This window comes from Dactylosporangium sp. NPDC049525 (genome assembly GCF_040676755.1).
In the GTDB taxonomy this organism is placed as follows: domain Bacteria; phylum Actinomycetota; class Actinomycetes; order Mycobacteriales; family Micromonosporaceae; genus Dactylosporangium.
In genome coordinates, this window is record NZ_JBFAPO010000030.1 from 62,741 (window position 1) to 85,781 (window position 23,041).

23 protein-coding genes are annotated in these 23,041 nt (G+C 72.5%); 14 read left to right on the forward strand and 9 right to left on the reverse strand.

The window, feature by feature from the left end; all coding sequences use genetic code 11:
* The first annotated feature begins 27 nt into the window (after positions 1–27).
* Positions 28–873 (forward strand): hypothetical protein, encoded by an 846-nt coding sequence (locus AB0K00_RS34250; RefSeq protein WP_363529083.1) that lies wholly within the window; start codon positions 28–30, stop codon positions 871–873.
* Positions 874–876: 3 nt separating this feature from the next.
* On the opposite strand, the gene AB0K00_RS34255 is transcribed toward AB0K00_RS34250, so the two are convergent.
* Positions 877–1,884 carry an isopentenyl transferase family protein gene (locus tag AB0K00_RS34255; protein WP_363529086.1) on the reverse strand — a complete coding sequence of 336 codons (1,008 nt, stop codon included), beginning with the start codon at positions 1,882–1,884 and terminating at the stop codon, positions 877–879.
* Between AB0K00_RS34255 and AB0K00_RS34260 the strand changes: the two genes are divergently transcribed.
* A complete protein-coding gene (locus AB0K00_RS34260; RefSeq protein ID WP_363529089.1) occupies positions 1,865–2,077 on the forward strand; it encodes a hypothetical protein in 213 nt (70 codons plus the stop codon). The two genes, AB0K00_RS34255 and AB0K00_RS34260, sit on opposite strands and share 20 nt — an antisense overlap.
* Before the next feature lie 124 nt (positions 2,078–2,201).
* Here the strand turns inward: AB0K00_RS34260 and AB0K00_RS34265 are convergent, their stop codons facing one another.
* Both AB0K00_RS34265 and AB0K00_RS34270 read right to left on the reverse strand, forming a co-directional pair.
* The gene (locus AB0K00_RS34265) at positions 2,202–2,663 is read right to left on the reverse strand and encodes a hypothetical protein (protein WP_363529092.1); all 462 of its coding nucleotides are present in this window, start codon (positions 2,661–2,663) and stop codon (positions 2,202–2,204) included.
* Between the two features lie 36 nt (positions 2,664–2,699).
* Positions 2,700–3,404 carry a DUF4386 domain-containing protein gene (locus AB0K00_RS34270; RefSeq protein ID WP_363529095.1) on the reverse strand — a complete coding sequence of 235 codons (705 nt, stop codon included), beginning with the start codon at positions 3,402–3,404 and terminating at the stop codon, positions 2,700–2,702.
* Between the two features lie 61 nt (positions 3,405–3,465).
* Between AB0K00_RS34270 and AB0K00_RS34275 the strand changes: the two genes are divergently transcribed.
* From AB0K00_RS34275 to AB0K00_RS34315, 9 genes are all read left to right on the forward strand, one after another.
* On the forward strand, positions 3,466–3,951 hold the full coding sequence (locus AB0K00_RS34275; RefSeq protein ID WP_363529098.1) for a MarR family winged helix-turn-helix transcriptional regulator: 486 nt from the start codon (positions 3,466–3,468) through the stop codon (positions 3,949–3,951).
* Positions 3,952–4,006: 55 nt separating this feature from the next.
* Positions 4,007–4,537 carry a hypothetical protein gene (locus AB0K00_RS34280; protein WP_363529100.1) on the forward strand — a complete coding sequence of 177 codons (531 nt, stop codon included), beginning with the start codon at positions 4,007–4,009 and terminating at the stop codon, positions 4,535–4,537.
* 348 nt (positions 4,538–4,885) lie between these two features.
* Positions 4,886–5,152 carry a hypothetical protein gene (locus AB0K00_RS34285; protein WP_363529103.1) on the forward strand — a complete coding sequence of 89 codons (267 nt, stop codon included), beginning with the start codon at positions 4,886–4,888 and terminating at the stop codon, positions 5,150–5,152.
* Between the two features lie 59 nt (positions 5,153–5,211).
* Entirely contained in the window at positions 5,212–7,008 is a 1,797-nt protein-coding gene (locus AB0K00_RS34290; RefSeq protein ID WP_363529105.1) for an exosporium protein, read from the forward strand.
* 82 nt (positions 7,009–7,090) lie between these two features.
* Positions 7,091–9,523, forward strand: a complete 2,433-nt coding sequence (locus AB0K00_RS34295; RefSeq protein ID WP_363529108.1) for a DUF2334 domain-containing protein — start codon at positions 7,091–7,093, stop codon at positions 9,521–9,523.
* Between the two features lie 137 nt (positions 9,524–9,660).
* On the forward strand, positions 9,661–10,188 hold the full coding sequence (locus tag AB0K00_RS34300; protein WP_363529111.1) for a hypothetical protein: 528 nt from the start codon (positions 9,661–9,663) through the stop codon (positions 10,186–10,188).
* A gap of 27 nt (positions 10,189–10,215) precedes the next feature.
* A complete protein-coding gene (locus AB0K00_RS34305) occupies positions 10,216–10,725 on the forward strand; it encodes an O-acetyl-ADP-ribose deacetylase (protein ID WP_363529113.1) in 510 nt (169 codons plus the stop codon).
* Between the two features lie 38 nt (positions 10,726–10,763).
* On the forward strand, positions 10,764–11,918 hold the full coding sequence (locus AB0K00_RS34310) for a metallophosphoesterase (protein WP_363529116.1): 1,155 nt from the start codon (positions 10,764–10,766) through the stop codon (positions 11,916–11,918).
* Positions 11,919–12,129: 211 nt separating this feature from the next.
* Positions 12,130–13,173 carry a 3-deoxy-7-phosphoheptulonate synthase gene (locus AB0K00_RS34315; RefSeq protein ID WP_363529119.1) on the forward strand — a complete coding sequence of 348 codons (1,044 nt, stop codon included), beginning with the start codon at positions 12,130–12,132 and terminating at the stop codon, positions 13,171–13,173.
* Positions 13,174–13,179: 6 nt separating this feature from the next.
* On the opposite strand, the gene AB0K00_RS34320 is transcribed toward AB0K00_RS34315, so the two are convergent.
* The 6 genes from AB0K00_RS34320 to AB0K00_RS34345 form a co-directional block, all read right to left on the reverse strand.
* Positions 13,180–14,430, reverse strand: coding sequence for a DUF2314 domain-containing protein (locus AB0K00_RS34320; protein WP_363529122.1), 1,251 nt, complete (start codon positions 14,428–14,430; stop codon positions 13,180–13,182).
* 56 nt (positions 14,431–14,486) lie between these two features.
* Positions 14,487–16,055 (reverse strand): ABC-F family ATP-binding cassette domain-containing protein, encoded by a 1,569-nt coding sequence (locus AB0K00_RS34325; RefSeq protein ID WP_363529125.1) that lies wholly within the window; start codon positions 16,053–16,055, stop codon positions 14,487–14,489.
* A 111-nt stretch (positions 16,056–16,166) separates the two neighbouring features.
* Positions 16,167–17,363 (reverse strand): serine hydrolase domain-containing protein, encoded by a 1,197-nt coding sequence (locus tag AB0K00_RS34330; RefSeq protein ID WP_363529127.1) that lies wholly within the window; start codon positions 17,361–17,363, stop codon positions 16,167–16,169.
* Entirely contained in the window at positions 17,360–18,214 is an 855-nt protein-coding gene (locus AB0K00_RS34335; RefSeq protein ID WP_363529130.1) for an NAD(P)-dependent oxidoreductase, read from the reverse strand. Before AB0K00_RS34335 ends, AB0K00_RS34330 begins: the two co-directional genes overlap by 4 nt.
* A complete protein-coding gene (locus AB0K00_RS34340; RefSeq protein WP_363529133.1) occupies positions 18,211–19,650 on the reverse strand; it encodes a radical SAM protein in 1,440 nt (479 codons plus the stop codon). The genes AB0K00_RS34335 and AB0K00_RS34340 overlap by 4 nt, the downstream gene beginning before the upstream one ends.
* Before the next feature lie 112 nt (positions 19,651–19,762).
* Positions 19,763–20,239 (reverse strand): hypothetical protein, encoded by a 477-nt coding sequence (locus AB0K00_RS34345; protein WP_363529135.1) that lies wholly within the window; start codon positions 20,237–20,239, stop codon positions 19,763–19,765.
* A 108-nt stretch (positions 20,240–20,347) separates the two neighbouring features.
* On the opposite strand from AB0K00_RS34345, the gene AB0K00_RS34350 reads away from it, so the two are divergent.
* From AB0K00_RS34350 to AB0K00_RS34360, 3 genes are all read left to right on the forward strand, one after another.
* Positions 20,348–21,187, forward strand: coding sequence for an oxidoreductase (locus AB0K00_RS34350; RefSeq protein WP_363529138.1), 840 nt, complete (start codon positions 20,348–20,350; stop codon positions 21,185–21,187).
* A complete protein-coding gene (locus tag AB0K00_RS34355) occupies positions 21,184–21,771 on the forward strand; it encodes a PadR family transcriptional regulator (RefSeq protein WP_363529141.1) in 588 nt (195 codons plus the stop codon). The genes AB0K00_RS34350 and AB0K00_RS34355 overlap by 4 nt, the downstream gene beginning before the upstream one ends.
* A gap of 62 nt (positions 21,772–21,833) precedes the next feature.
* Entirely contained in the window at positions 21,834–23,027 is a 1,194-nt protein-coding gene (locus AB0K00_RS34360; RefSeq protein WP_363529143.1) for an NAD(P)/FAD-dependent oxidoreductase, read from the forward strand.
* Positions 23,028–23,041: the final 14 nt, after the last annotated feature.

The window sequence follows — 23,041 nt, forward strand, 5'->3', positions numbered from 1 at the left end:
GCGCACGGCGATGTGTTGGACTAGGGCATGCAGATGCGTCCCGCGGAGCTGGCGGCGATCCGTGCCGGCGAGGTCGATGTGGCGTTCCGCCGGTGGGAGCGGCCTCGTGTCAAGGTCGGTACCCGGATGCGTACCGCGGTCGGGCTGGTCGAGATCACGTCCGTCGACCGGGTGCCGGTGAGGTCGCTGACGGCCGCGGACGCCCACCGGGCCGGCGCGGCGTCGCTGACCGCGCTCCGGCAGGGGTTGGACCGTCTCCATCCCGACCGGCCGGTGTACCGGATCGGGCTACGGTACGCGGGCGACGACCCGCGGCACGCGCTGCGCGAGGCGACACCCGACGCCGCGGAGATCGACACGATCGTCGCGTGGCTCGACCGGCTCGACCGCGCCTCGCCGACCGGGCCCTGGACCCGGGCAACGCTCCTGCTGATCGACGAACTCCCGGCCACCCGGGCACCCGACCTCGCACAACGGCTGGGCCGTGACACCCCGGCGTTCAAACAGAACGTGCGCAAACTCAAGGAACGCGGCCTGACCGAATCACTCGACATCGGCTACCGGCTCTCGGCGCGCGGCGCCGCCGTGCTGGACCACGAGGGTCATCCCCGGCCGAGCCTCGACCGGCCGGCGCCGCAGCCCGGCATCCCGCTGCCACACCTCGGCGCAGCCGCGACCCGCGCACTCACCGCACACGGCGTGACCCGCCTCGAACAGGTCGCCGAACTCAGCGAGACCGAGATACACGCACTGCATGGAGTCGGGCCCTACGCTCTACGCCAACTCCGAACCGCGATGGACGCAGCCAGGCTGGCCTTCCGCACCGGCCCTGCCACATCACCGCAGGCCACCGCCGTACCAGAGACATCCTGAACATCAGCGCTCGTGCCGCAGGGCCGCATCAACCCGGTCGGCGCTGTCCGACCAGGGTCGCGCGGGAACGACCGGGACGCCGATCCGTGCGGCCCGGATCGACAGCTCGGCATCGAAACGGGCGCTCACGATGGCGCGGAGCCGTTGCTCTGCCGCAGCTGACTCGCGGGACAGGTAGTTCGCGACGATCTGATCCTCGTCCGGCTCGGAGATCACCACCGTCCTGACCCTGTCGCCGAAGCCGGCGGCGAAGTCCGGCAGCAGGTAGTCGCCCTCCATGACAACCGGCGCCGCGGACTCGAGGTGATCGGTGATGACGGCCTCGATCCCAGGTCGCATCGCCTCCGCCACAGCGATCGTGTGCTCGACGATCCGCGCCGGCGTCCATTGCCGCGCCGCAACGTTCGTGTCCCACAGGTGCAGCGTCGGCGACTGCTCGGGCGTGGTCAGCGCCTTGACAACGGTCACCATGTCATCGACCTCGGCGAGCGGCACACCGTACCGGCGGGCCAACGCGATCGCGACGTGCGACTTGCCGACACCAGACGCGCCGCAGATGAGCGTGACGGTCCAGGAGGGAGCAGGGACAGGACTACCCATGCGAGTGATTTTTGCCGATACCCACAAGCCGACCCGGCATCGACTGGTTCGTCCTGCGTCACGCGTATGGACGAGCCACGGACACCCCGGCCCACCTGGCCGCCCTCGAATCCTGGGACCGCGAGGCCATTCCTGACCCATGGCGACCCTCAGGTGCAGGTGGCCGCCGCGCTGGCACCGGCCGTCGCCCGCTCCGGCGCCGCCACCGACGTGCTCGTGCGGGCGCTGCACGAGGCCGCGTCCGGCACGGCGGCCGCGCAGGCCTGCACGCTCCCCGAACTGATAGGCGCGCTCGTCGCCCGGGTGGAACGCTTCGAACGCATCGCCGTGCCGGCCGCGGCGATCGTACGGACGGCCGGGCTGGGCCGGGTTCGACTCGACGTGGGGGTCGTTGCTGCAGGCCGCGTTCACCGGCCGCGGCCCCGGCGATCCGATCAGCGGGACGCAGCGGCTCGTCCTGGCCGCACTGGTCGACAACCCGTCGCCGTGGGATCCCCGCAATGGCAGCGTCGCCCTGACGTTCCAGCGCGCCGGCCTCCCGTTCGACCGCCGACAATGCCGGCAGCTGTGCGAGAGCGCTGCCCGCCGGCCACTGCCGCCCTGACTCTGCCGGCCACTGCGCTGACGCTTGCCGGCCGGTGCGCCGCCGGTGCGCCGTCGGTGCTCTGCGGCGCTGTCGGCGCCGCGGCGGCTTCGCGAGGCAGTGCGTGGTGGTGGCCCGTGGGGTGTCAGGTGTCGTAGATGCCGTCCCAGGGCGGGTCGAAGCCGAGGGTGTCTGGCAGGAACTCGGCGTGGTCGTGGCCGGCGGACAGGTCGGAGCCGTCGACGAGGCCGAAGATGTGGCCGTCGAACTCGACGTGGAAGAGCTCGATGGCGATGTTGCCGAACGTGTGGCCGGGCAGGGCCCTGATCTGCTCGGTGAGGTGGGCCTTGGCGCGCTTGACGGCGGCGCGTTCCTTCTCGCTGGTGCCCGCGAACCAGATCTCCGAGCCGGTGTGAGTGCCGGTCGGGTCGAAGCGGTGCAGGACGGAATACCAGCGCTTGTGTGGGCGCCAGTCGGGTTCGGCGCCGGCGCCGGGCTCCGTCGTGGCGGTGACGGAGCCGAAGAACTGACCGCCGGTGTAGTGGCCGATGTGGCTGGTGCGGTAGCCGCGGACGTGCGCGATCGGCACGCGGTCGGGGATGGCCATGGCGGGCACGTTAGTGCTGGGGTGTGGCGGGACCTGTCAGCCGTTGAGCCGGGGTCGGTGGAGGGGGAGCTTGAAACCGACTGCGATCAGCCATGCCAGACCGGCGAATCTGGCAACCGGCAGGAGATAGGCGGCGCCCTCGAGCAGCAGGCTCAGGGTCGCGAGCTCGGCGACGGCGGCGATGACCAGGCCGGCCCAGGCGAGCCAGCGGGGCAGCAGGCCGGCGAGGAGGCCCGGCACGGCGATCCCGGCGAGCAGCAGGCCCAGCGGCACCACGTGGCCCGGGCCGCCGGCGGCGAAGGCGAGCAGCTGCAACGGGCGGATGAGGTCGGGCGCGGTGGTCACGCCGGGCTGTGACAGGGCCCAGCTGATCAGGCCGGAGCAGGCCAGGAACGTGGCGGCGAGCAGGCCGCCGGCGAGGGCGATGGTGGCACCGGGGGCGCGGATGCCGAGGTGGTGCAGCCGGGACGAGACGGTCGCGGCATAGATCGCGAGGGGGATCGCGGCGCCGAACTGGAACGCCCCGCCGACGCGCACCGCGACGTCGTGGTCCTGGAAGTAGGCGACGATCGGGCCCGCCTCGCCGAACGGCGACGGGAACGGTGTGCCACCCGCGAGCGCCGTGCTGAGCACGAGGCCGGCGACGAACAGGGCGGCGACGACGATGCCGAGGACGCCGAGCGGCGGGCCGCCCTGGGCGACACGGGGGGCAGTGCGGGGGGCGGTGGCCTGCGTGACCATCGAACATCCCTTCAGTAGAATGAATGGTTCACTGGAGTGAATTATTCAGTACACTAGCGGGGTGAGTAGTCCCGGGCAACCCCCGCAGGGCGCGGCGTTCCTGATCGCGCAGGTCGGTGCGCACGCGGCCGGCCGGTTCGCCGAGCGCGTCGAAGACCTCGGCCTGACACCGCCGGAGGTCGGGCTGCTGCGCATGATCGCCGTCGCGCCGGGACGCAGCCAGCAGGCGGTCGCCGCCGACATGGGCGTGGTGCCGAGCCGGGTCGTCGCGATCCTCGACACGCTCGATCACAAGGGGCTGGTCGAGCGGCGGCAGGGCGCGACCGACCGGCGGCATCACGCGCTGCACCTCACCGACGGCGGCCGGCAGGTGCTCATGGAGATGCGGCAGCTCGCCCGCGCCCACGACGACGATCTGTGCGCCGCCCTGGACCCTGAGGAGCGCACGCAGCTCGCCGGGCTCCTGCAGCGCATCGCCGACCAGCAGGGCCTCACTCCAGGTGTCCACCCCGGCTACCGTCAGCTCGGCGGCAGGCGCAAGCGCTGAGGCGGGCCGACCTGGCTGGACCGGTGGACCGGTGTATCCATTACGGTCTACGACCATGACCGCACCACAGCGCGCCGAGTTCACTTCGGCCGGCATGGGGGCCCGTGTCGTCGCGCTTGTCGGCGCGCTGGGCGCGGTGCTCGCGATGAGCATGCCGTGGGCCAGCGAGGACAACACCGGCGTCGCCGAGAGCGGCGAGACGCTGCTCTTGCGCGGCGGCGTCGAATGGACCGGCTGGGGCATCTATGACGCGAGCCGCCTCGACGGTCACCGCCCGGTGTCGCTGACCGTGGCGATGATCCTGATCGCCGGGACGGTGCTGCTCGCGATCGCCACGTGGGTCGCGTTCGAGCAGACCCGCCGCCGGTGGCTGCCCCCGGCGACCGCCGCCGCGGCTGCGATCATGCTGGTCGTCAGCTTCCCTGGCCTGGAGGGCGTGAGCGGGCGCTTCGGCACGGGGCACTACACGGTGACCGAGTTCGGCATCGTCGTCTGGCGGCTGGCCGTGGCCGCGGTCGTCCTCGGCTCGACCCGCCTCGCCCTGCTCCAGGAGGCGGCGCAACCCCTGCGCCCAGACGCCACCTGACAGCCGTCCACTGGGTGGCGGTTTGCGCCGGTACGCCCGGATCCAATCACGGCACGTAACCACCCCGGCACGGCGTGGCGCCGGGTGTCATCCGACCGGGTCGGCAGGGTGCTACTCGGTTGCTGACAACCTCACCGCACCCTGGCGGCTACCTTAAGTGGACCAGCCATTCAGGGCTGGCGGGGAAAGCGATGATCCACCGGGCGTCCTTGGTCGCCAGTTTGGTCCGGTGGGGAGCCAGTGGCGAAACCGGACCCGGTCAGGTGACTACCGCGGGAGAACCGGTGTGCGTATCCACGCGCCCTCAGGCGCAGCAATGAATCGCTGAACCACAGCCATTCCTTTTCTTTGCCCTCGACCATTCGAGGGTTTCTCAAGCATGCCGTGCGACGGCGGAAACCGGGGGTCTTCGTGCTGAAGAAAGCAGTGATCGGCGTCGGAGCCGCGGTCGTCGCGGTGGCCTTGGCTGCCGTGATCTACCTGGCCGCGGCGCACCGTACGCCGGCCGCCGACGCCGGAGTCGTCTCCCGGCCGGCGAGCCGCAGCGAATTGCAGCCGCCGCCGAATCCCGAGCAGCTGAAGCCGTCCGAACGCGTCGTCGTCACCACCAAATAGCGAAGCAAGTCGTCACCGACACAAGTACCGCCCCGATTCAACAGAACCAGGAGAACTGCGTGTTCCGCTCGAAGAAGCAGAAGATCGCCGCCATCGGTGCGACCGCCGCGGCTGTGCTCGTCGGTGTCGGCTCCGCCGCTTTCGGCGCCATTCCGGCCAGCAACACCGGCGTCATCACCGGTTGCCGCGACAAGAACACCAGCGCGCTGCGGGTCATCGACTACCAGGCCGGCACGCGGTGCAAGAACAGCGAGCAGATGGTCCAGTGGAACCAGGCCGGCGCCAAGGGCGCGACCGGCGCCACCGGTGCGACCGGTCCCCAGGGCGCGACCGGCGCACGGGGCCTGCCGGGCGCCACCGGCCCGGCCGGCCCGGCCGGCGCGAAGGGTGCCACGGGTGCGACCGGCGCGACGGGTTCGACCGGTGCCACCGGAGCGACCGGCGCCACGGGTGCCCAGGGCGCGACCGGTGCCCAGGGCGCGAAGGGCGAGACCGGCGCCGCCGGCGCCAAGGGCGAGACGGGTGCCGCTGGTGCCGCTGGTGCCGCTGGCGCCAAGGGCGACACGGGCGCTGCCGGCGCTCAGGGTGCGAAGGGCGAGACCGGCGCCGCCGGTGCCCAGGGCGCTCAAGGTGCGCAGGGCGAGAAGGGCGACACGGGCGCCCAGGGTGCCCAGGGCGAGAAGGGTGAGACCGGCGCCCAGGGCGCTCAGGGCGAGGCCGGCGCCGCCGGTGCGCAGGGCGCTCAGGGTGAGAAGGGCGAGACCGGCGCCCAGGGCGTGCAGGGCGAGAAGGGCGAGAAGGGCGAGAAGGGCGAGACCGGCGCCCAGGGCGTGCAGGGCGAGAAGGGCGAGACCGGCGCTCAGGGCGAGGCCGGTGCCCAGGGCGCTCAGGGTGAAAAGGGCGAGAAAGGCGAGACCGGCGCGCAGGGCGAGCAGGGCCTCCAGGGCATCCCCGGCATCAACGGCGCCGACGGTGCCCAGGGCCCGCAGGGTGAGAAGGGCGAGAAAGGCGACAAGGGCGACAAGGGCGAGACCGGCGCGGCAGGCGCCGACGGTGCGGCCGGCGCGGCAGGCGCCGACGGCACCGCAGGCACCCAGGGCGAGAAGGGCGACCAGGGCATCCAGGGCGTCCAGGGGATTCAGGGCATGCCCGGTCTCAGCGCCTACGACGTGGCCCTCGCCAATGACCCGACGATCGGCACGCCCGCGGAGTGGCTCGCCTCGCTGGTCGGCGTGAACGGCGTCGACGGCAAGGACGCCTACCAGCTCGCGGTCGACATGAACGCCTTCTCCGGTTCGCCGGAGGAGTGGCTGTCCTCGCTCAAGGGCAAGGACGGCGCGGCCGGTGCCGCGGGTGCCGCCGGCGCCACCGGTGCGACGGGCGCGACGGGTGCGCAGGGCGCCACCGGCGCGCAGGGTCCGGCCGGTCCGGCCGGCGCCGCCGGTGCCAACGGCTCGGTCTGGCTGACCGGCACGGGTGCCCCGGCGGGTGCGAACGGCGCGGTGGGTGACCTGTACCTCGACACCGCGACCTCCAACGTCTACAAGAAGACCGCGGCGACCACCTGGACGCAGACCGCCAACATCAAGGGCGCCACGCCCACGGTGACGGCGACCAGCGGGACCAAGCCCGGCACGCTCAACATCAACAGCGGCACCTCGGCGCCGACGCTGAACGTCACCTGCGACAACGCCGGCATCGCGATGCTCGGCACCTGGTCGGAGTCCGGCTCCGGGAACGTGTCGCTGACCAGCGGCAAGCAGTCGACCGATGGCAAGACCTGGCAGTTCACCTTCTCGCACAGCGGCAGCTCGAACGTCGTGACCGCACTGGTCACCTGCGTCAGCTTCAGCTGAACCATCCCGCGCAGCGGCCCTGGCACCCACGCCGGGGCCGCTGCGACCAGTACACCCGAAACTCAAGCGAAAGCGAGCACCTGTGCGCACTGTGGTGAAGCTGGTGGCGTCGACGATCGTCGGCACCATCGCCGCCGGGGGCCTGGGCACGGCGGCCTACGCCGCGGGGCCGGCCGTCAGCGGGGTCACGCCGAAGAACGGGACGACCGGCGTTGCCGTCGGTGTCCGCCCGACGATCACCTACGCCGACCCGGTCGACCCGGCCGCGCTGCGGTACTCGTTCGTCAAGACCAGCGGCGGCGCGACCGTCGCGTCGTACTACGCCTACGACGTGCCGACGCACACGTTCACGTTCACGCCGCGGGCCGCGCTCGCCGAGTCGACGAAGTACACGATGACGGTGAAGGTCAGCACGTCGACCTACACGTGGTCATTCACCACCGGCGTCACCGACCGGGTCGCGCCGAGCGTGCCGGGCACGCCGAGCGTCACCGACGTCACCACCACGGGCGCCACGGTCAGCTGGGGCGCCTCCACCGACGCCGTCGGCGTCACCGGCTACCAGGTGTTCGACAACGGCACGCTGAAGGCGACCGTCACCGGCACCTCCACCACCCTCGCCGGGCTCGAGCCGAGCACCGCGCACAGCGTGACGGTCAAGGCCGTCGACGCCGCAAACAACGTCTCCGCCGCGTCGGCCGAGGCCGCGTTCACCACCCTGACGCCGCCCCCGCCGCCGGACACGATCGCGCCGAGCGCGCCGGGTGCCCCGGTGGCGAGCGCCCTGACGTCGACCGGGGTCACCCTCACCTGGGCCGCCTCGACGGACAACGTGGGCGTCACCCAGTACACCGTCAGCGGCGGACCGACCGTGGTCACCTCGACCGTCAACAGCGTGACGCTGACGGGCCTGTCGCCGCTGACCGCCTACGCCTTCACCGTCCAGGCCGCCGACGCCGCCGCGAACACGTCCCCGGCGTCGCCGAGCACGGTCGTCACCACGCCGGCCACGCCGATCGCCAACGGCGTCAACGGCGCCGGCATCCCGGGCGCCACCGGCAAGACCCTGGTGCTGTACGACACCACCGGCCCTTACGGCTTCCTCGGCGAGCAGTACGCCATCGCCACCGCGAACCTCAGCTCCCACTTCGGTGACTGGACCGCCCAGCCGGTGACCAGCTACGTGGCCGGCGAGCTCGAGCAGTTCCAGGCCGTGGTCTACCTGGGCAGCACGTACGACGAGCCGCTGCCGCTGGCGTTCCTCGACGACGTGACCGCGACCACGAAGCCGGTCGTCTGGATCTACGACAACATCTGGCAGCTGACCGCCCGCGACCCGAACTTCGTCGCGAACCACGGCTTCACCTGGACCAGCTTCGACGTGTCGTCGGTGTCGCAGGTGCAGTACAAGGCGAAGAACTTCAGCCGGGACCCGCAGAACGGCGCCGGCATCATGGACACCACGATCAGCGACGCCACCAAGGCCACACCGGTCGCGACCGCGGTCCGCGCCGACGGCACCTCGATGTCGTGGGGCGTGCGGTCCGGCAACTTCACCTACCTCGGTGAGATCCCGTTCTCCTACATCAGCGCCGACGACCGGTACGTCGCCTTCTCCGACATGCTCTTCGACGTGCTCGCTTTGGCTACGACCGAGCGGCACCGGGCCCTGGTCCGCATCGAGGACGTCGGCCCCGACGCCGAGCCGAGCGAGCTGCGGGCGATCACCAACTACCTGTACAGCAAGAACATCCCGTTCTCGGTGGCCGTCTACTCCCGCTACCGCGACCCGCTGGGCTCCAACACCGGCGGCGTGGCCGAGGACTACACCCTCGCGGACCGTCCCCTGGTCGTGGCCGAGCTCAAGTACATGCAGTCGCACGGCGGCACCCTGCTGATGCACGGCTACACGCACCAGTACGAGAGCATGATCAACCCGTACAACGGGGTCAGCGCGGACGACTTCGAGTTCTACACCGCACACGTCGACCCGGTCAGCAACAACGTCATCTACGACGGCCCGGTGCCGACCGACTCGCAGGCCTGGGCGCAGAGCCGCATCGACGGCGCGTTCGCGGCGTTCGCGGCTGCCGGGCTCGCCAAGCCGACCATCTTCGAGTTCCCGCACTACGCCGGCTCCGACGCCGCCAACAAGGCCGTCGCGGCGACGTTCCAGACCCGCTACGACCGCGGCCTGTACCCCGTCGGCGCGCTGCGCGGCGGCACGCTGGACAACACGCGGATCTTCGGCCAGTTCTTCCCCTACACGGTGCGCGACATCTACGGGGTGCTGACCGTGCCGGAGAACATCGGCAACATCGAGCTGGAGCCGTTCAACAACCACCCGGCGCACCTGGCGGCCGACATCGTGGCCTCGGCGGAGCTCAACAAGGTCGTGCGGGACGGTGTGGCGAGCTTCTTCTTCCACCCGTACGTGCCCGTCAGCTACCTGCAGGACACCGTGACGGGTATCCAGGCGGCCGGCTACACGTTCGTCCCGGCCTCGGCGATGTAACAACCGTTGCGAAGACGCGGAAAGGCCGGTGCCCCCCGCACCGGCCTTTCTGTCTGCCCGGGGGACAGCTCCGCACCCCGATTGCACCTAAATTCGACATGTCAGCAAATTTCGCTTGTAGCAGTAGGAGGCCCGCGTTGGTTGCGTCCCTGGAGACCTCGGAGACCGTCACGACCTCCCTCCCGTCTGACGTGCTCCCGGCGAAGAACCGCCGCGGCCGGCTCGCCGCGGGGTTCGCGCTCGTCGCCGTCGCCGCCGGCGTCATCGGCTGGCAGGCGCCGCGGGTCGTCGGTGAGCTCACCAAGCCGGCGTACATGGGCGAGCCCGCCGCCGCGATCGCCGCCGACCTCAAGTGCGACAACTACGCCGAGTCCACCAACCACGACGAGTCGGTGTACCGGTACCACGACCAGGGCACCTGCTCCCTCGAGGGCACGGTCATCACGATCACCACGTTCGACCGGGCCAGCGACGAGCAGGCGTTCGAGTCGGTGATGAAGGCCCTCATCCCCGTGGTCCACCCGACCTGGGAGGGCGCGACCTACGCGGCCGGTGAGGCGTGGAACGTCGCCGACGCCCGCAACCTGACCCCCGAGACGGCAACCCTCGTGGTCCAGCGCCTCGGCATGGGCGCCACGAAGATCATCCCTTTCTCCGGCAGCTGACCGCGCCCGCTGTGCCACCATCGGCGGATGCTGGAACTGGTCGCCGGTGACATCACCACGCAACAGGTCGACGCGATCGTCAACGCCGCGAACTCGTCGCTGCTCGGCGGCGGCGGCGTCGACGGCGCGATCCACCGCAAGGGCGGCCCGGAGATCCTGGCGGCGTGCCGCGCGCTGCGGGCCGGGCACCTGGGCAAGGGGTTGAAGGCCGGGCAGGCCGTCGCCACGACCGCCGGGCGGCTGCCGGCGACGTGGGTCATCCACACGGTCGGGCCTGTGTGGAGCGCCACCGAGGACCGCTCCGCCACCCTCCGCGACTGCTACACGAACTCCCTGGCGGTCGCCGCGGGGCTGGGTGCGCGGTCGATGGCCTTTCCGTTGCTGTCCTCCGGGGTGTACCGGTGGCCGAAGGACGACGCCGTCGCCCAGGCCCTGGCGGCGTTGCGGGACCTGCCACCCGGCATCGACCTCGTCCGGCTGGTCCTGTTCGACGAGCCGACCCTGGCCATCGCCGAACGCGTCCGCGCCGCCGGCTGACCGGGGAGCACGTTGCCGCGGGCTGACAGGATCGCGGGATGGTGTTCGCCGGGATCGTCGTGGTCGTCGTCGGGGTGCTGCACTGGTACCTCTGGCTGCGGCTGGTCCGGGCCACCACCGGCCGTCCCCGGGTCCGCCGGGCCGGCGGCTGGGTGATCGGGGCGCTCGGCGTGCTCTTCGCGGTCACGGCCGTCGGGAACCGGGCGCTGCCCCGCCGGTATGAGCCGATGCTCGAACGGGTCGTCGGCTGGCCGGGGTACGTGTGGCTGGCCCTCGCCGGGTACCTCGTCCTCGCCCTGGCAGTCCTGGAACTGCCCGCCTGGCTGACCCGGACGGTGCTGCGCCGTAAAGGCACCCCGGACGAGGCCGTCGACCGCACCCGGCGCCTGCTCATCGCGCGGGGTGTCGCCATCACCGCCGGTCTCACCGCGACCGGGGTCACCACGAAAGGCATGGCCACCGCCCTCGGCCCGCCCACCACCCGCCGGGTCCGCATCCCGCTCGCGAAGCTGCCCCGCGGCATGGACGGCACCCGGATCGCGCTCGTCTCCGACATCCACCTCGGGGCGCTGCTGGGGCGGGCGCACACCGAACGGGTCGTCGCCGCCGTCAACGCCCTCGACGCCGACATCGTGGCCGTGGTCGGCGACCTCGTCGACGGCACCGTCGGGGACCTCGCGCCGGCCGCGGAGCCCCTGCGGGCACTGCGCAGCCGGCGCGGCGCGTACTTCGTGACGGGCAACCACGAGTACTTCTCCGGGCACGAGGACTGGATCGGGCACGTCGGCACGCTTGGGCTGCGGGTGCTGCGCAACGCCCGGGTCGAGCTCGACGGGCTCGACCTCGCCGGGGTCAACGACGCGACCGGCGGCAGCGTCGGTGACCCGCCCGACTACGACCTGGCCCTCGCCGGGCGCGACCCGGCCCGGCCGGTGGTGCTGCTCGCGCACCAGCCGGTCCAGGCGCACGAGGCCGCGAAACGCGGCGTGGACCTGCAGCTGTCCGGGCACACCCACGGCGGGCAGCTGTGGCCGTTCCACTATGTGACCCGCATCTCCCAGCCAGTGATCAGCGGGCTGGCACTGGTCGACGGAATGCCTGTCTACGTCACGAATGGCGCCGGTTTCTGGGGCCCGCCGGTGCGGGTCGGTGCCGCGCCCGACGTGACCCTGGTCGAACTGCGCAGTGGCTGAGCGTGGACAGATCGTGTTCATGGCGTACGATGGCGGCGTGATGTTGGGTTATCGGCGTTTTACCGTGGCTCCGGGTGGAGCCGGCGGGCGCTTGCGCTGACCTAGATCACCCGGAGCCAGCAAGGGCAGAGACCACCGTCTCTGCCCTTTGTCGTGTCACACGGCGGGCTGGAGCACCGGACCCGCCTCAACCTGGGAGAAGAGACGGGACATGAACACCAGCAACCTGCGCGTCACCGGATACCGGCCGCTCGTCACACCCCGCGAGCTGCAGCACGAGCTGCCGATGGACGACGCCCGCGCCGAGGTCGTCCGACGATCGCGGGACGAGGTCCATGCGATCGTGACGGGCGTCGATGACCGGCTGCTCGTCGTCGTCGGGCCGTGTTCGGTGCACGACCCGGTCGCCGCCGTCGACTACGCGCGCCGGCTCGCGGCCGCCGCCGCCCAGCACAGTGCCGACCTGTGCGTCGTGATGCGGGTGTACTTCGAGAAGCCCCGCACCACCGTCGGCTGGAAGGGCCTCATCAACGACCCGGGCCTCGACGAGACGTTCGACGTGCCGACCGGGCTGCGGCTGGCCCGCCGGCTGCTGCTGGACGTGCTCGGCCTCGGGCTGCCCGTCGGGTGCGAGTTCCTGGAGCCGACCAGCCCGCAGTACATCGCCGACGCGGTGTCGTGGGGCGCGATCGGGGCGCGGACGCCGGAGAGCCAGGTGCACCGGCAGCTCGCGTCGGGCCTGTCGATGCCGGTCGGGTTCAAGAACGCCACCGACGGCGACGTCCAGGTCGCCATCGACGGCTGCCACACCGCCGCGAGCCGGCACGTGTTCTTCGGCGTCGACGAGGACGGCCGGGCCGCGGTCGTGGAGACCACCGGCAACCCCGACTGCCACATCATCCTGCGCGGTGCCCGTTCGGGTCCGAACTACGGCGCGGAGGGCGTCGCCGACGCTCTCGCCCGGCTGGAGAAGGCGGGCCTGCCGCAACGGCTCGTCGTCGACGCCAGCCACGGCAACAGCGGCAAGGACCACGTCCGCCAGGCGTCGGTGACCCGGGAGATCGCCGAGCAGGTCGCCGCGGGCCAGGCCGGGATCGCCGGCGTCATGCTGGAGAGCTTCCTCGTCGAGGGCCGGCAGGATCTCGGTGGCGAGCTGACCTACGGCAAGAGCGTCACCGACGCCTGCATGTCGTGGGACACGACCGAGACGCTCCTGGCCGACCTGGCCGCGGCGGTCCGGACCCGGCGGGGGTAGCCACCGTCAGGACAGCAGCTTGTTGGTCCAGCCGCCCTCGATGATGCCGCGACCGTCGACCCAGACGCCCCAGTCGACGACGGTCGCGGCATCGACGGTCGTCGGCGTGCCGGCCCGCACCGCAGGATCCGTCTCCGCGTCGGACATGCTCACCCCGGCGATCCGCGACGGATCGGGCCAGCCGGTGACGGTGGACCACACGTACTCCCGCTGCGTCGCGTGCCCGGCCAGCCCGTGCTTCACGATGAGGTGCGACGGCGCCGCGATCGTCCCGCCCAGGAACCGCGCCCGGGCCTGCGGCAGCGCGGCGCGGGCGGCGGCGATCGCGGCGTCCATCCGGGCGTCGCGCGGCGCCCGCCGCACGGCCGTGGCCGGATCCCCCAGCAGCGCGGCGCTCACCGACGCCAGGAACTCGCCGCCGGAGCGCCCGTAGGCCGCCGGCGGCACCACCGTCAGGAACGCCTGCCCGTCGAAACGGTCCGGCGGGTCGAGCCGCAGCCGCACCTCGGCGCGCCGGTCGGTGCCGTCCTCGTGCCCATACGCCCGCGCCACGTCCGCGGCGGTGACGACGAGCCGGCAGGGCAGCTCGACGAAGCTCGGCTCGCCGCGCAACGCCCGCGCCCACTCCCGGACCAGCGCCGCCGCGACGCCGCTCATGACCCTGGTCCACGCGGTGGCCAGCGCCGGCGGCACGTCCAGCACCTGCAGCTCCGGCAGCCCGAACCGTTCGAGGCCCTTCGTGGTCATCCACAGCCCCCGCGCGCCGGGGGACTGGGGCACCAGCACCCACCGCACGAGCACGATCCGGCCGTCGGCGTCCGGCAGCGACCCCACCGCCGCGGCCGGCCCCAGGATCTGCGGGGTGAACATGTCGACGAGCGTCCCGCCGGTCAGCTGCGCGAGCCCGGCCGCGACGCCGCGGGCGTGCCACTCGTGCGCCGGCGGCCACCCCGGCCGGAACACCGCCTGGCAGACGACGACGTGCGTCGCCGCCGCCAGGTCCCGCAGCTGGGCGGCCGACGCGCCGAACACCTCCAGGAAGGGCACCGGCAGCGCCGGCGCGTCCACGACGGCCGACCTGGTCACGCTGAGCAGCGGACCGGCCAGCATTCGCAGCGCACCCACGCGCAGCGGCTCCGGCAGTCGCCGCGCCGCGTCCCGCGCGGCCGCCTGGACGTCCACGGGCGGGTGCGACGTCACCACCACGTAGGTGGCCTCCACCAGCTCGGGCACGCTCAGCGTCACCGCGTCGTCCATACCGCCCATCCTGCCCCGCCGGGGGCGGCGGTGTCCGTCCCTCGTCCGCGGCCCGGTCAGAGCCGCAGCTCGCGCCCCGGCCAGCGGGAACGCAGCCAGCGGTCGTGGCTGGCGACCACGATCGCGCCGGGCCCGGTGCCCAACGCCTCCTCCAGCTCGTCCGCGAGCCGCGGCGACAGGTGGTTGGTCGGCTCGTCCAGCAGCAGCAGCTCCGGCGGGTCCGCGACCAGCAGCGCCAGGGCGAGCCGGCGCCGCTGCCCGACCGACAGCTCACCCACCGGCCGGGCCAGGTCCCGCGGGGCGATCAGGCCGAGTGACCGCAGCGGCACCGCCTCGGCGCGGTCCGGGCCGAGCGCCAGCTCATACGTCGCGGCCACGGTGCGGTCCGGGTGGTCGAAGACGGTGTCCTGGGCCAGGAGGCCGACCGTCAGGCCGCGCCGCCGCTGGACGGTGCCGTCGGCGGCGAGCCGCCCGGCGAGGACGGCCAGGAGCGTCGACTTGCCCGCGCCGTTGCCGCCCGTGACGAGCAGCCGGTCGGACGCGGCGACGTCCAGGCGGTCGAGCGTCAACCGGCCCGGCACCGCCACGTCGTGCAGCGTCACCAGCAGCCCGTCCGCCGACGCCGCGGCCAGCGCGGGGACGCCGAGGCGCAGCGGCGCCGGCGGTTTGCGGACCTGGGTGCGGGTGAGGTCGTCGAGCCGGCGGCCGGCGTTGCGGACCCGGCGGGAGATCTGCTGCTGGACCCGGCCGGCGGTGTGGCCGTAGCCCATCTTCTCGCTGTCGCGGCGCTCCCGGCCGGGCGCTACCTGGTGCGCGGTCACCGAGACGGCGTGCCGCAGCTGCTGCAGCTCGTCCTGCTCCTCCTCGAACCGGCGCTGCCAGCGTTCCCGCTCGGCGCGTTTCGCGTCCTGGTAGTCGGTGTAGTTGCCGCCGTACCGGGTGGGGCCGTCGACGGCGGGGTCCAGGTCGATCAGGTCGGTGCAGACCGCGTCGAGGAAGGCGCGGTCGTGGCTGGCGAGCACGACGGCGCCGGGCAGCTCGCGCAGCTGCGCCTCCAGAAACGCCGCGGCGTCGTCGTCGAGGTGGTTGGTCGGCTCGTCCAGCAGCAGCGCGGTCGGGCGGCGGATGAGCAGCGCGGCCAGGGCGAGCCGGCCGCGCTGCCCGCCGGAGAGCGTGCCGAGCGTGCGGCCGTGCTCCAGCGCGCCGAGGCCGAGCCCGGCCAGGACGAGCCCGGCGCGCCGGTCGGCGTCCCACGCGTCGTGCGCCTGGGCCCGTTCCAGGCGCTCACCATATTCCTCGAGCGTCAGCGCATCGGGGGACTCCAGCGCGGCGAGGTCCTCGCGGGCCTCGCGCAGCGCGTCGTCGAGGACGTCGGCGATCGTCGCGCCCGCGTCGAACGGCATCTCCTGGTGCAGGTAGCCGAGGTCGGACGGGCGCACGACGGTGCCGGTCTCGGGCTCGTCGGCGCCGGCGAGCAGCCGCAGCAGGGTGGACTTGCCGGCGCCGTTCTCGCCGATCAGGCCGATACGGTGGCCGGGCGAGGCGGTGAGGGACACGCCGTCGAGCACGCGGCGGGCGCCGAACGTGCGGACGAGGTCATGCGCGAGCAGGGTGAATGAAGACATGCTGACACCACCGGCAAAGAACGTCGGAAACCCGCCGGGCATTGGCCTCGGGCGCGGGTCGGGGAGGTGTCAGCGGCTCACATCCCCTTCAACATAGCGCGACCGGCCGGATCAGGCCAGCATGGCGTCGGCCACAGCCCGCCGGGCGGTGTTGTTGTTCCCCCAGGTGGCGTCGGGGTGGACGCGGTTGGTGAGCAGGACGAGGACGATGCGGCGGCGCGGGTCGCAGACCATCGACGTGCCGGTGAAACCGGTGTGGCCGAAGGCGCCGTGCCCGGCCAGCTTCCCCATGTACCAGGCCTGGTCGACGTCGACGCCGAGCCCGTGCGCGGCGGCCGGCCCGAACCGCGCGTTGGCGTCCGTCCGCATGAGCTCCACAGTGGACGGCCGCAGCAGCGGCCCGCCGCCGGCCAGCAGGGCGCCGCCGAGCAGCGCGACGTCGGCGGCGGTGGCGAAAAGCCCGGCGTGGCCGGACACGCCACCGAACGCGGCCGCGGACGGGTCGTGGACGGTGCCGTGGATCCCGCCCTCGGTCGCCGCGGTCGGCAGCGACGCCGGCGGCCGGAAGCCGGTGCGGGCCATGCCGAGCGGCCCGGCGATCTGCTGCCGGACCAGCAGGTCGAGGGGTTTGCCGGCCAGGCGGGTGACGATCTCGCCGAGGGCGATGAAGTTCTGGTCCGCGTACAGGAAACCGCTGCCGGCCGGCGCGACCGGCGGCTCCCGCAGCACGTGCTCGACGCGTTCGGCTTCGGACGAGCCGACCAGCGGCACGTCCTTGGACAGGCCCGACGTGTGCGTCAGCAGCATCCGCACGGTGATCGCCGGCTTGTCCACAAAGGACGGAAGGTAGGTGGCCGCCGGCGCGTCCAACGCCAGCAGGCCCTGCTCGACGAGGCGCAGCGCCAGCACGGCGGTGAACGTCTTCGTCAGGGAGGCAAGGTCGTAGAGGGTGTCGACGGTCGCCGGGATCCGTGCACCCGCCGGGAGTTCGGCCTTCGCGGCGTCGTACCGCACCGCGTCGCCGAACGCGAAATGCGCGACGACCGCGCCGTCGACGGCGGCGAACAGCACACCACCGGGGAACAGCGGGTGCGTGGGGCTGGGCGCGAGGAAACGGGTCACCACGTCGCGCAGCCTCCCCGCCCGGGACGCACCGGCCCGCCACGGCGCCGGGGTGGCGACCGGCAGCGTCCACGGCGACACCGGCGACGGCGTGACCGACGGCGCGGGCGCGGGCGTGGTGTGGCGCGCCGACGAGCAACCGGCGAGGAGACCGGCGAGCCCGGCGACGAACAGCCGCCGGTTCACTGCAATGGCGACCGCACGGCCTCATACAGGGCGGCCATGTCGTCCTCGGCGAACCCGCGCGCGGCGGCCGTGGCCAGCAGCGCCGCGGCCGCGTCCACGACGGACCGGTCCACGCCGACGGACGCGGCGAGGTCACCGACCAGCGCGGCGTCCTTGGCCGCGCCGCTCACCGGGAACGCGACCGGATACGTGCGGTCCATCATGGACGGTGCCTTCGCATGCAGGTACGGCATGTCCAGCGCACCACCGGCGACCAGCGACAGGAACAGCTTCGGGTCGAGGCCGAGCCCGTCGGCGAGCGCGACGCTCTGCGCCAGCCCCGCGACGGCGGTCAGCACCCAGCTGTTGACGACGAGCTTGATGCGGCTGCCGGCGCCGGCCTCGCCGAGCCACGTCACCTTCGCCGCGATCGGCGCGCACAGCGCCTCGACGCGCTCGCGGACGTCGGCGGGGCCGGACGCGAGGACGTTGAGCTTGCCCTGCTCGGCGGGCTGCCGGGTGCCGAGGACCGGTGCGTCGACGTAGACCAGGCCGAGCTTCGCCGCGAGAGCCGCGAGGTCGTCGGCGCCGGGCACGCCGACGGTGCTCAGCTGCAGCCACAGCGTGCCGGCCTCGGGTGCCGCCGCGGTGACGACCGTCTCGACGGACGCGGCGTCGAACAGGACCGTCACGACGGCGTCGGCGCCCTCGACACAGGAGGCGGGCGAGTCGCAGACGACCGCCCCGTCGGGCGCGAGCGCCTCGGCGGCCTCGGCCGTGCGGTTCCACACCCGCACCGTCTCGCCGGCGCGCAGCCAGTTGCGCGCCACCGCCGCACCCATGATCCCGGTCCCCAGCACCGCCACCGTCATCCCGCCGCCCCCTTCACGAGCTCGCCCCCGATCGTCGCACCACGGCGGCGCCGGTGCCCACCTGGGGCCCTCGTGCCGAAGCTGGACAGCGCCGCCTCCAGCAGCGGCAGCGCGTGCAGGACCTGACCGGAGCGGATCAGCACGTCCCAGACCCGTTCGAACTTCTTCCACCCGCCCGCGTACGCCAGGTGCCGCACCCGGTCACCGGGCCGCTCCTTGCTGGCCGCGCCCCGCCACAGGTTGCCCCAGCGGTAGAAGTCCCTGTACGCGCGCCAGTAGCCGTCCTCCAGCTGCTGGGCCGTCATCCCGCGCGGCTCATAGACGACGTGCCGGGTGTCGTACAACTCCCAATTGCGGTGCACGATGCGGTCCTCCGCCTCGATCCGGCGGAACAGACCGGTGCCGGGATAGGGGGTCATGATGTGGAACGTGGCGGTCTCGATCCCCTGCCGCACCGCCCACTCCACGGTGCGGTCGAACACGTCCGGCCCGTCGGAGTCCATGCCGAACACGAAGCTCGCGTTGACCATCACCCCCGCCTCGCGCAGGCGGCGTACGACCTGCCCGTAGTCGCGCCCGACGTTCTGCCGTTTGCGCTGCTCGGCGAGGTTGTCGGCGTTGATGGTCTCGAACCCCACGAACAGGCTGCGCAGCCCCGCGGCCACGGCCCGTTCCAGCAGCTCCGGTTGCAGGACCGAGTCGACGGTGCCGGCCGCCTGCCACACCCGGCCCATGCCGCGCATCCCGGCGAACAGCTCGGTGGCGAAACGTTTGTTGCCGAACAGGTGGTCGTCGAGGAAGTACAGGTGCCGCCCCGGCAGCCGGTCGATCTCGGCGAGCGCGTCGTCGACCGCCTGGGTGTAGAACGACTTGCCGCCTTCGAAGAACGCGTCCTTGTAGCAGAAGTCGCAGTGGTGCGGGCAGCCCCGCGACACGACGATGGAGTTCGGCACCAGGTAGCGGTGGCGTTGGATCAGGTCCCGGCGGATCGGCGGAAGGCCGACGAGGGTGCGCTGTGTCGAGGTGTACCGGGGCAGCGTCGCCTTGTTGCGCAGGTCGGTGAGGAAGACCGGCCAGGTGTCCTCACCCGGCCCGCAGAACACGCTGTCGGCGTGCTGGGCAGCCTCGTCGGGCAGCGACGTGACGTGCAGCCCGCCGAGCGCGACGAAGACGCCGCGGGCCCGGTACCAGTCGGCGAGCTCGTAGGAGCGGCGCGCCGAGGTGATGTACGCCTGGATGACCACCAGGTCGGGCAGGTCAGTGGCGGCCGGGTCGAACCGTTCGACGTGCTCGTCGACGATGCGCACGTCGTCGTCCTCGGGCAGGTAGCCCGCGAGGGTGGCCAGGCCGAGCGGTGGGAAGAGGCTGTACTTGATCGGCCGGAACAGAGGGCTGGTCGCCTCGGTCAGGGCCGGAAGGATCATCAGCACCCGCATGCCACCGACCGTAGGTGCGGGCCGGGGGCGAGCGGGTGTGCGAAGTGTGCAGATGTCGTGCGGAGACCGTCCCCGGCTACCGTTTTGGCTGCCGGGCCGGCTACTGGGCTGGCTACTGGGCGTTGAAGGGCGGCTGCGGCTGCGGCGGGAACTGCTGCGGCGGCTGCTGTGGGAACTGCTGCTGCGGGAACGGCGGCGGCTGCTGCGGGAACGGCGCCTGCTGGTACGGCGCCGGCCGCGGGTCGGCCCGCTTCCTGAGTGCGGCCGCGGCGAGTGCCCCGACCAGCAGTGCCACGCCGATGGTGATGACGATCGGGTCGGCGACGGTGTAGGCGTTGTTCACCGTGGTGTACTCGTCGGGGTCGAAGTCCCCGTTCGCCATCGAGGTCAGCTGCAGCACCCAGGCGACGTTGACGACCTGGTCGGCGGCGACGAACAGGCCGCCGAGCGCACCGAGGATCCCCGCGAGCGCGCCGAGCCGCCGGATGAGCACGAGCGCCAGCACCACACCCGCCAGGGCGAAGAGGATGACGGGCACCCGCAGACCGATCTGGATACCGTTGGAGAACGGTTCGACCGTCTCGCTCACCCGCCACCTCGCACATTTCGATCTGGGACGATGCGCCGCAGATCGTACCCCGGGCGACTCGCCGCCGCCGTCGCCGTCGAGGGCCGTTTGCCGTCGTAGGCTGGCCGGGTGAAGACCTTCCCGCTCGGCGATCGCACTGTCCACCGGATCGGCTTCGGGGCGATGCAGCTGCCCGGCCGGGGTGCCTTCGGGCCACCCCGGGACCGTGCCGAGGCCCTCGCGGTCGTCCGGCGCGCGGTCGAGCTCGGCGTCGACCACATCGACACCGCGCAGTACTACGGCCCCGACGTGGCCAACGAGCTGCTGCGCACGGCCCTGCACCCGTACGACTCCCGGCTCGTGCTGGTCAGCAAGGTCGGCGCGGAACGCGATGCCAAGGGCGGCTGGCTGCCGGCGCAGCAGCCCGAGCAGCTGCGCGCGGGGGTGCTGGACAACCTGCGGTCGCTGGACGTGGAGCGACTCGAGGTGGTGAACCTGCGGGTGACCAGCGGCGTGGCGGACTTCGACGCCCAGCTGGACGCGATGACCGCGCTGCGCGACGAGGGCCTGATCGGCGCGGTCGGGCTGAGCAACGTCACCCTCGACCAGCTCGAGCACGCCCTGACCCGCACCCCGATCGCGTGCGTGCAGAACCCGTACAACCTGGTCGACCGCGGCGGCGAGGACGTCCTGCGGGCCTGCACCGACCGTGGGATCGCGTTCGTGCCGTTCTTCCCCCTCGGCGCGGCGTTCGGACGCGAACGGGTCCTCGGCCACCCGGCGGTGAAGGCGACGGCGCTGCGCCTCGACGTCACCCCGGCGCAGGTCGCCCTCGCGTGGATCCTCGCGGTGGCGCCGAACACGCTGCTGATCCCGGGCACCGCGTCGCTGGAGCACCTGGAGGAGAACGTCGCCGCCGGGCGGGTGACGCTCGACGACGAGGCGATGACGGCGCTCGCCACGCCATGACGAAACGCAAGGTCGCCAACCTGCTCGGGCTCGCGGTGCTGGCGTATCTCAGCCGGGCGCCGATGCACCCGTACGAGGTGTCCAAGACGCTGCGCGCGCACGGCGACGATCGCAGCATCAAGTTCACCCACGGCTCGGTCTACATGGTGATCGAGCAGCTGGAGAAGGCCGGATTGATCGCGGCGCAGGAGACGACCCGCAACGGGCAACGCCCCGAACGCACCGTCTACGGCATCACCCCCGACGGCCGCGCCGAGCTGGAAGACTGGCTGCGGGACCTGGTCGGGGTGCCTCGGCACGAGTTCCCGGCGTTCGGCTCGGCGCTGTCGCTCATCGGCGCCCTGCACCCCGACGTCGTCGTCGACCTGCTGCGGCAGCGACTGGTCCTGTTGGAGGAGCAGCGCTCGGCCGCGGCCGCCCTCGCCGACGGTGCTGCACCGCACCCGTTGTTCCTGGTCGAGGAGGCGTACCGGCAGGGCCTCCTCGAAGCGGAGATCGCGTTCGTGCACCGGTTCATCGAGCAGATCACCGACCCTGTCTCCGGCTGGGGACCGATGTGGGCGGCGTACCACCAAACTCAATAGTTGACTCTAACTAGTCGACGGCGGATAGTTGGTATCAACCAATCGTCTTGCCGGGGGTAGTCATGGGAACAGTCACGTCCGCGATCGTCATCGGCGGCGGGATCGCCGGTCCGGTCGCCGCGCTCGCCCTGCAGAAGGCCGGCATCGCCGCCGCCGTCTATGAGGGCCACGACGGGTTCGCCGACGGCGTCGGCGGCGCGCTGAGCATCGCGCCCAACGGCCGCACCGCGCTCGCGGCCGTCGACGCCGACCACGTCGTGGAGCGGGTCGGCACGCCGATGTCGGGCATGGTCATGCAGAGCGGCACCGGCAAGCGCCTCGCCGAGTTCGGCACCTTCGACGACCTGCCGCCGATGCAACTCGTGTGGCGCCACGAGCTCTACCGCGCCCTCTACGACGAGGCCGTCTCCCGCGGCATCCGCATCACCCACGGCAAGCGCCTCGTCTCGCTCACCGGCGGCGTCGCGGGCTTCGCCGACGGCACCACCGCCGAGGCGGATGTCGTCATCGGCGCCGACGGGATCCGCTCCACGGTGCGCCGTCTCATCGACCCGGGCGCGCCGTCCCCGCGGTACGTGGGCCTGCTCGGCTTCGGCGCCCGCTGCCCAGGCGCCGGCGTCGCCCCCACCGGCGACAAGATGCACCTGGTCTTCGGCCGCCGCGCCTTCTTCGGCTACCAGGTGACCGACGGCGGCGACGGAGGCTGGTTCGTCAACCTGCCCTCGAAGGATCCGTCGTACGGCGCCGCCTTCACCCCCTCCGAGTGGCTGCCGATCCTCGCGGACGCGTTCACCGCCGACCGGATCCCCGCCGTCGAGCTCATCCGCCGCACCGACCCCGCCGACCTCGTCGTCACCGGCGGCCTCGAGGACATCCCGTCGGTGCCCGTCTGGCACCGCGACCGCGCCGTCCTCATCGGCGACGCCGCCCACCCCACCTCACCCAGCTCCGGGCAGGGCGCCTCCCTCGCCGCCGAAAGCGCCGTGCAGCTCGCCCGCTGCCTGCGCGACCTGCCCGTGCCGCAGGCGTTCACGGCGTACGAGTCGCTGCGCCGCGCCCGGGTCGAACGCGTCATCGCCGCCGCCGCGCGAACCAACAGCGACAAGGCCGCGGGCCCGGTCGCCCGGGTCCTGCGCGACGCGCTGATGCCGGTCGCGATGCGCCTGCTGGCCAACCCGGAGAAGTGGCGCTGGCAGTTCGACCACCCGATCGACTGGTCCGGCACCGTCACCACTGGCACCCCCGCCCGCGTCTGACCACCCGCGCGGGT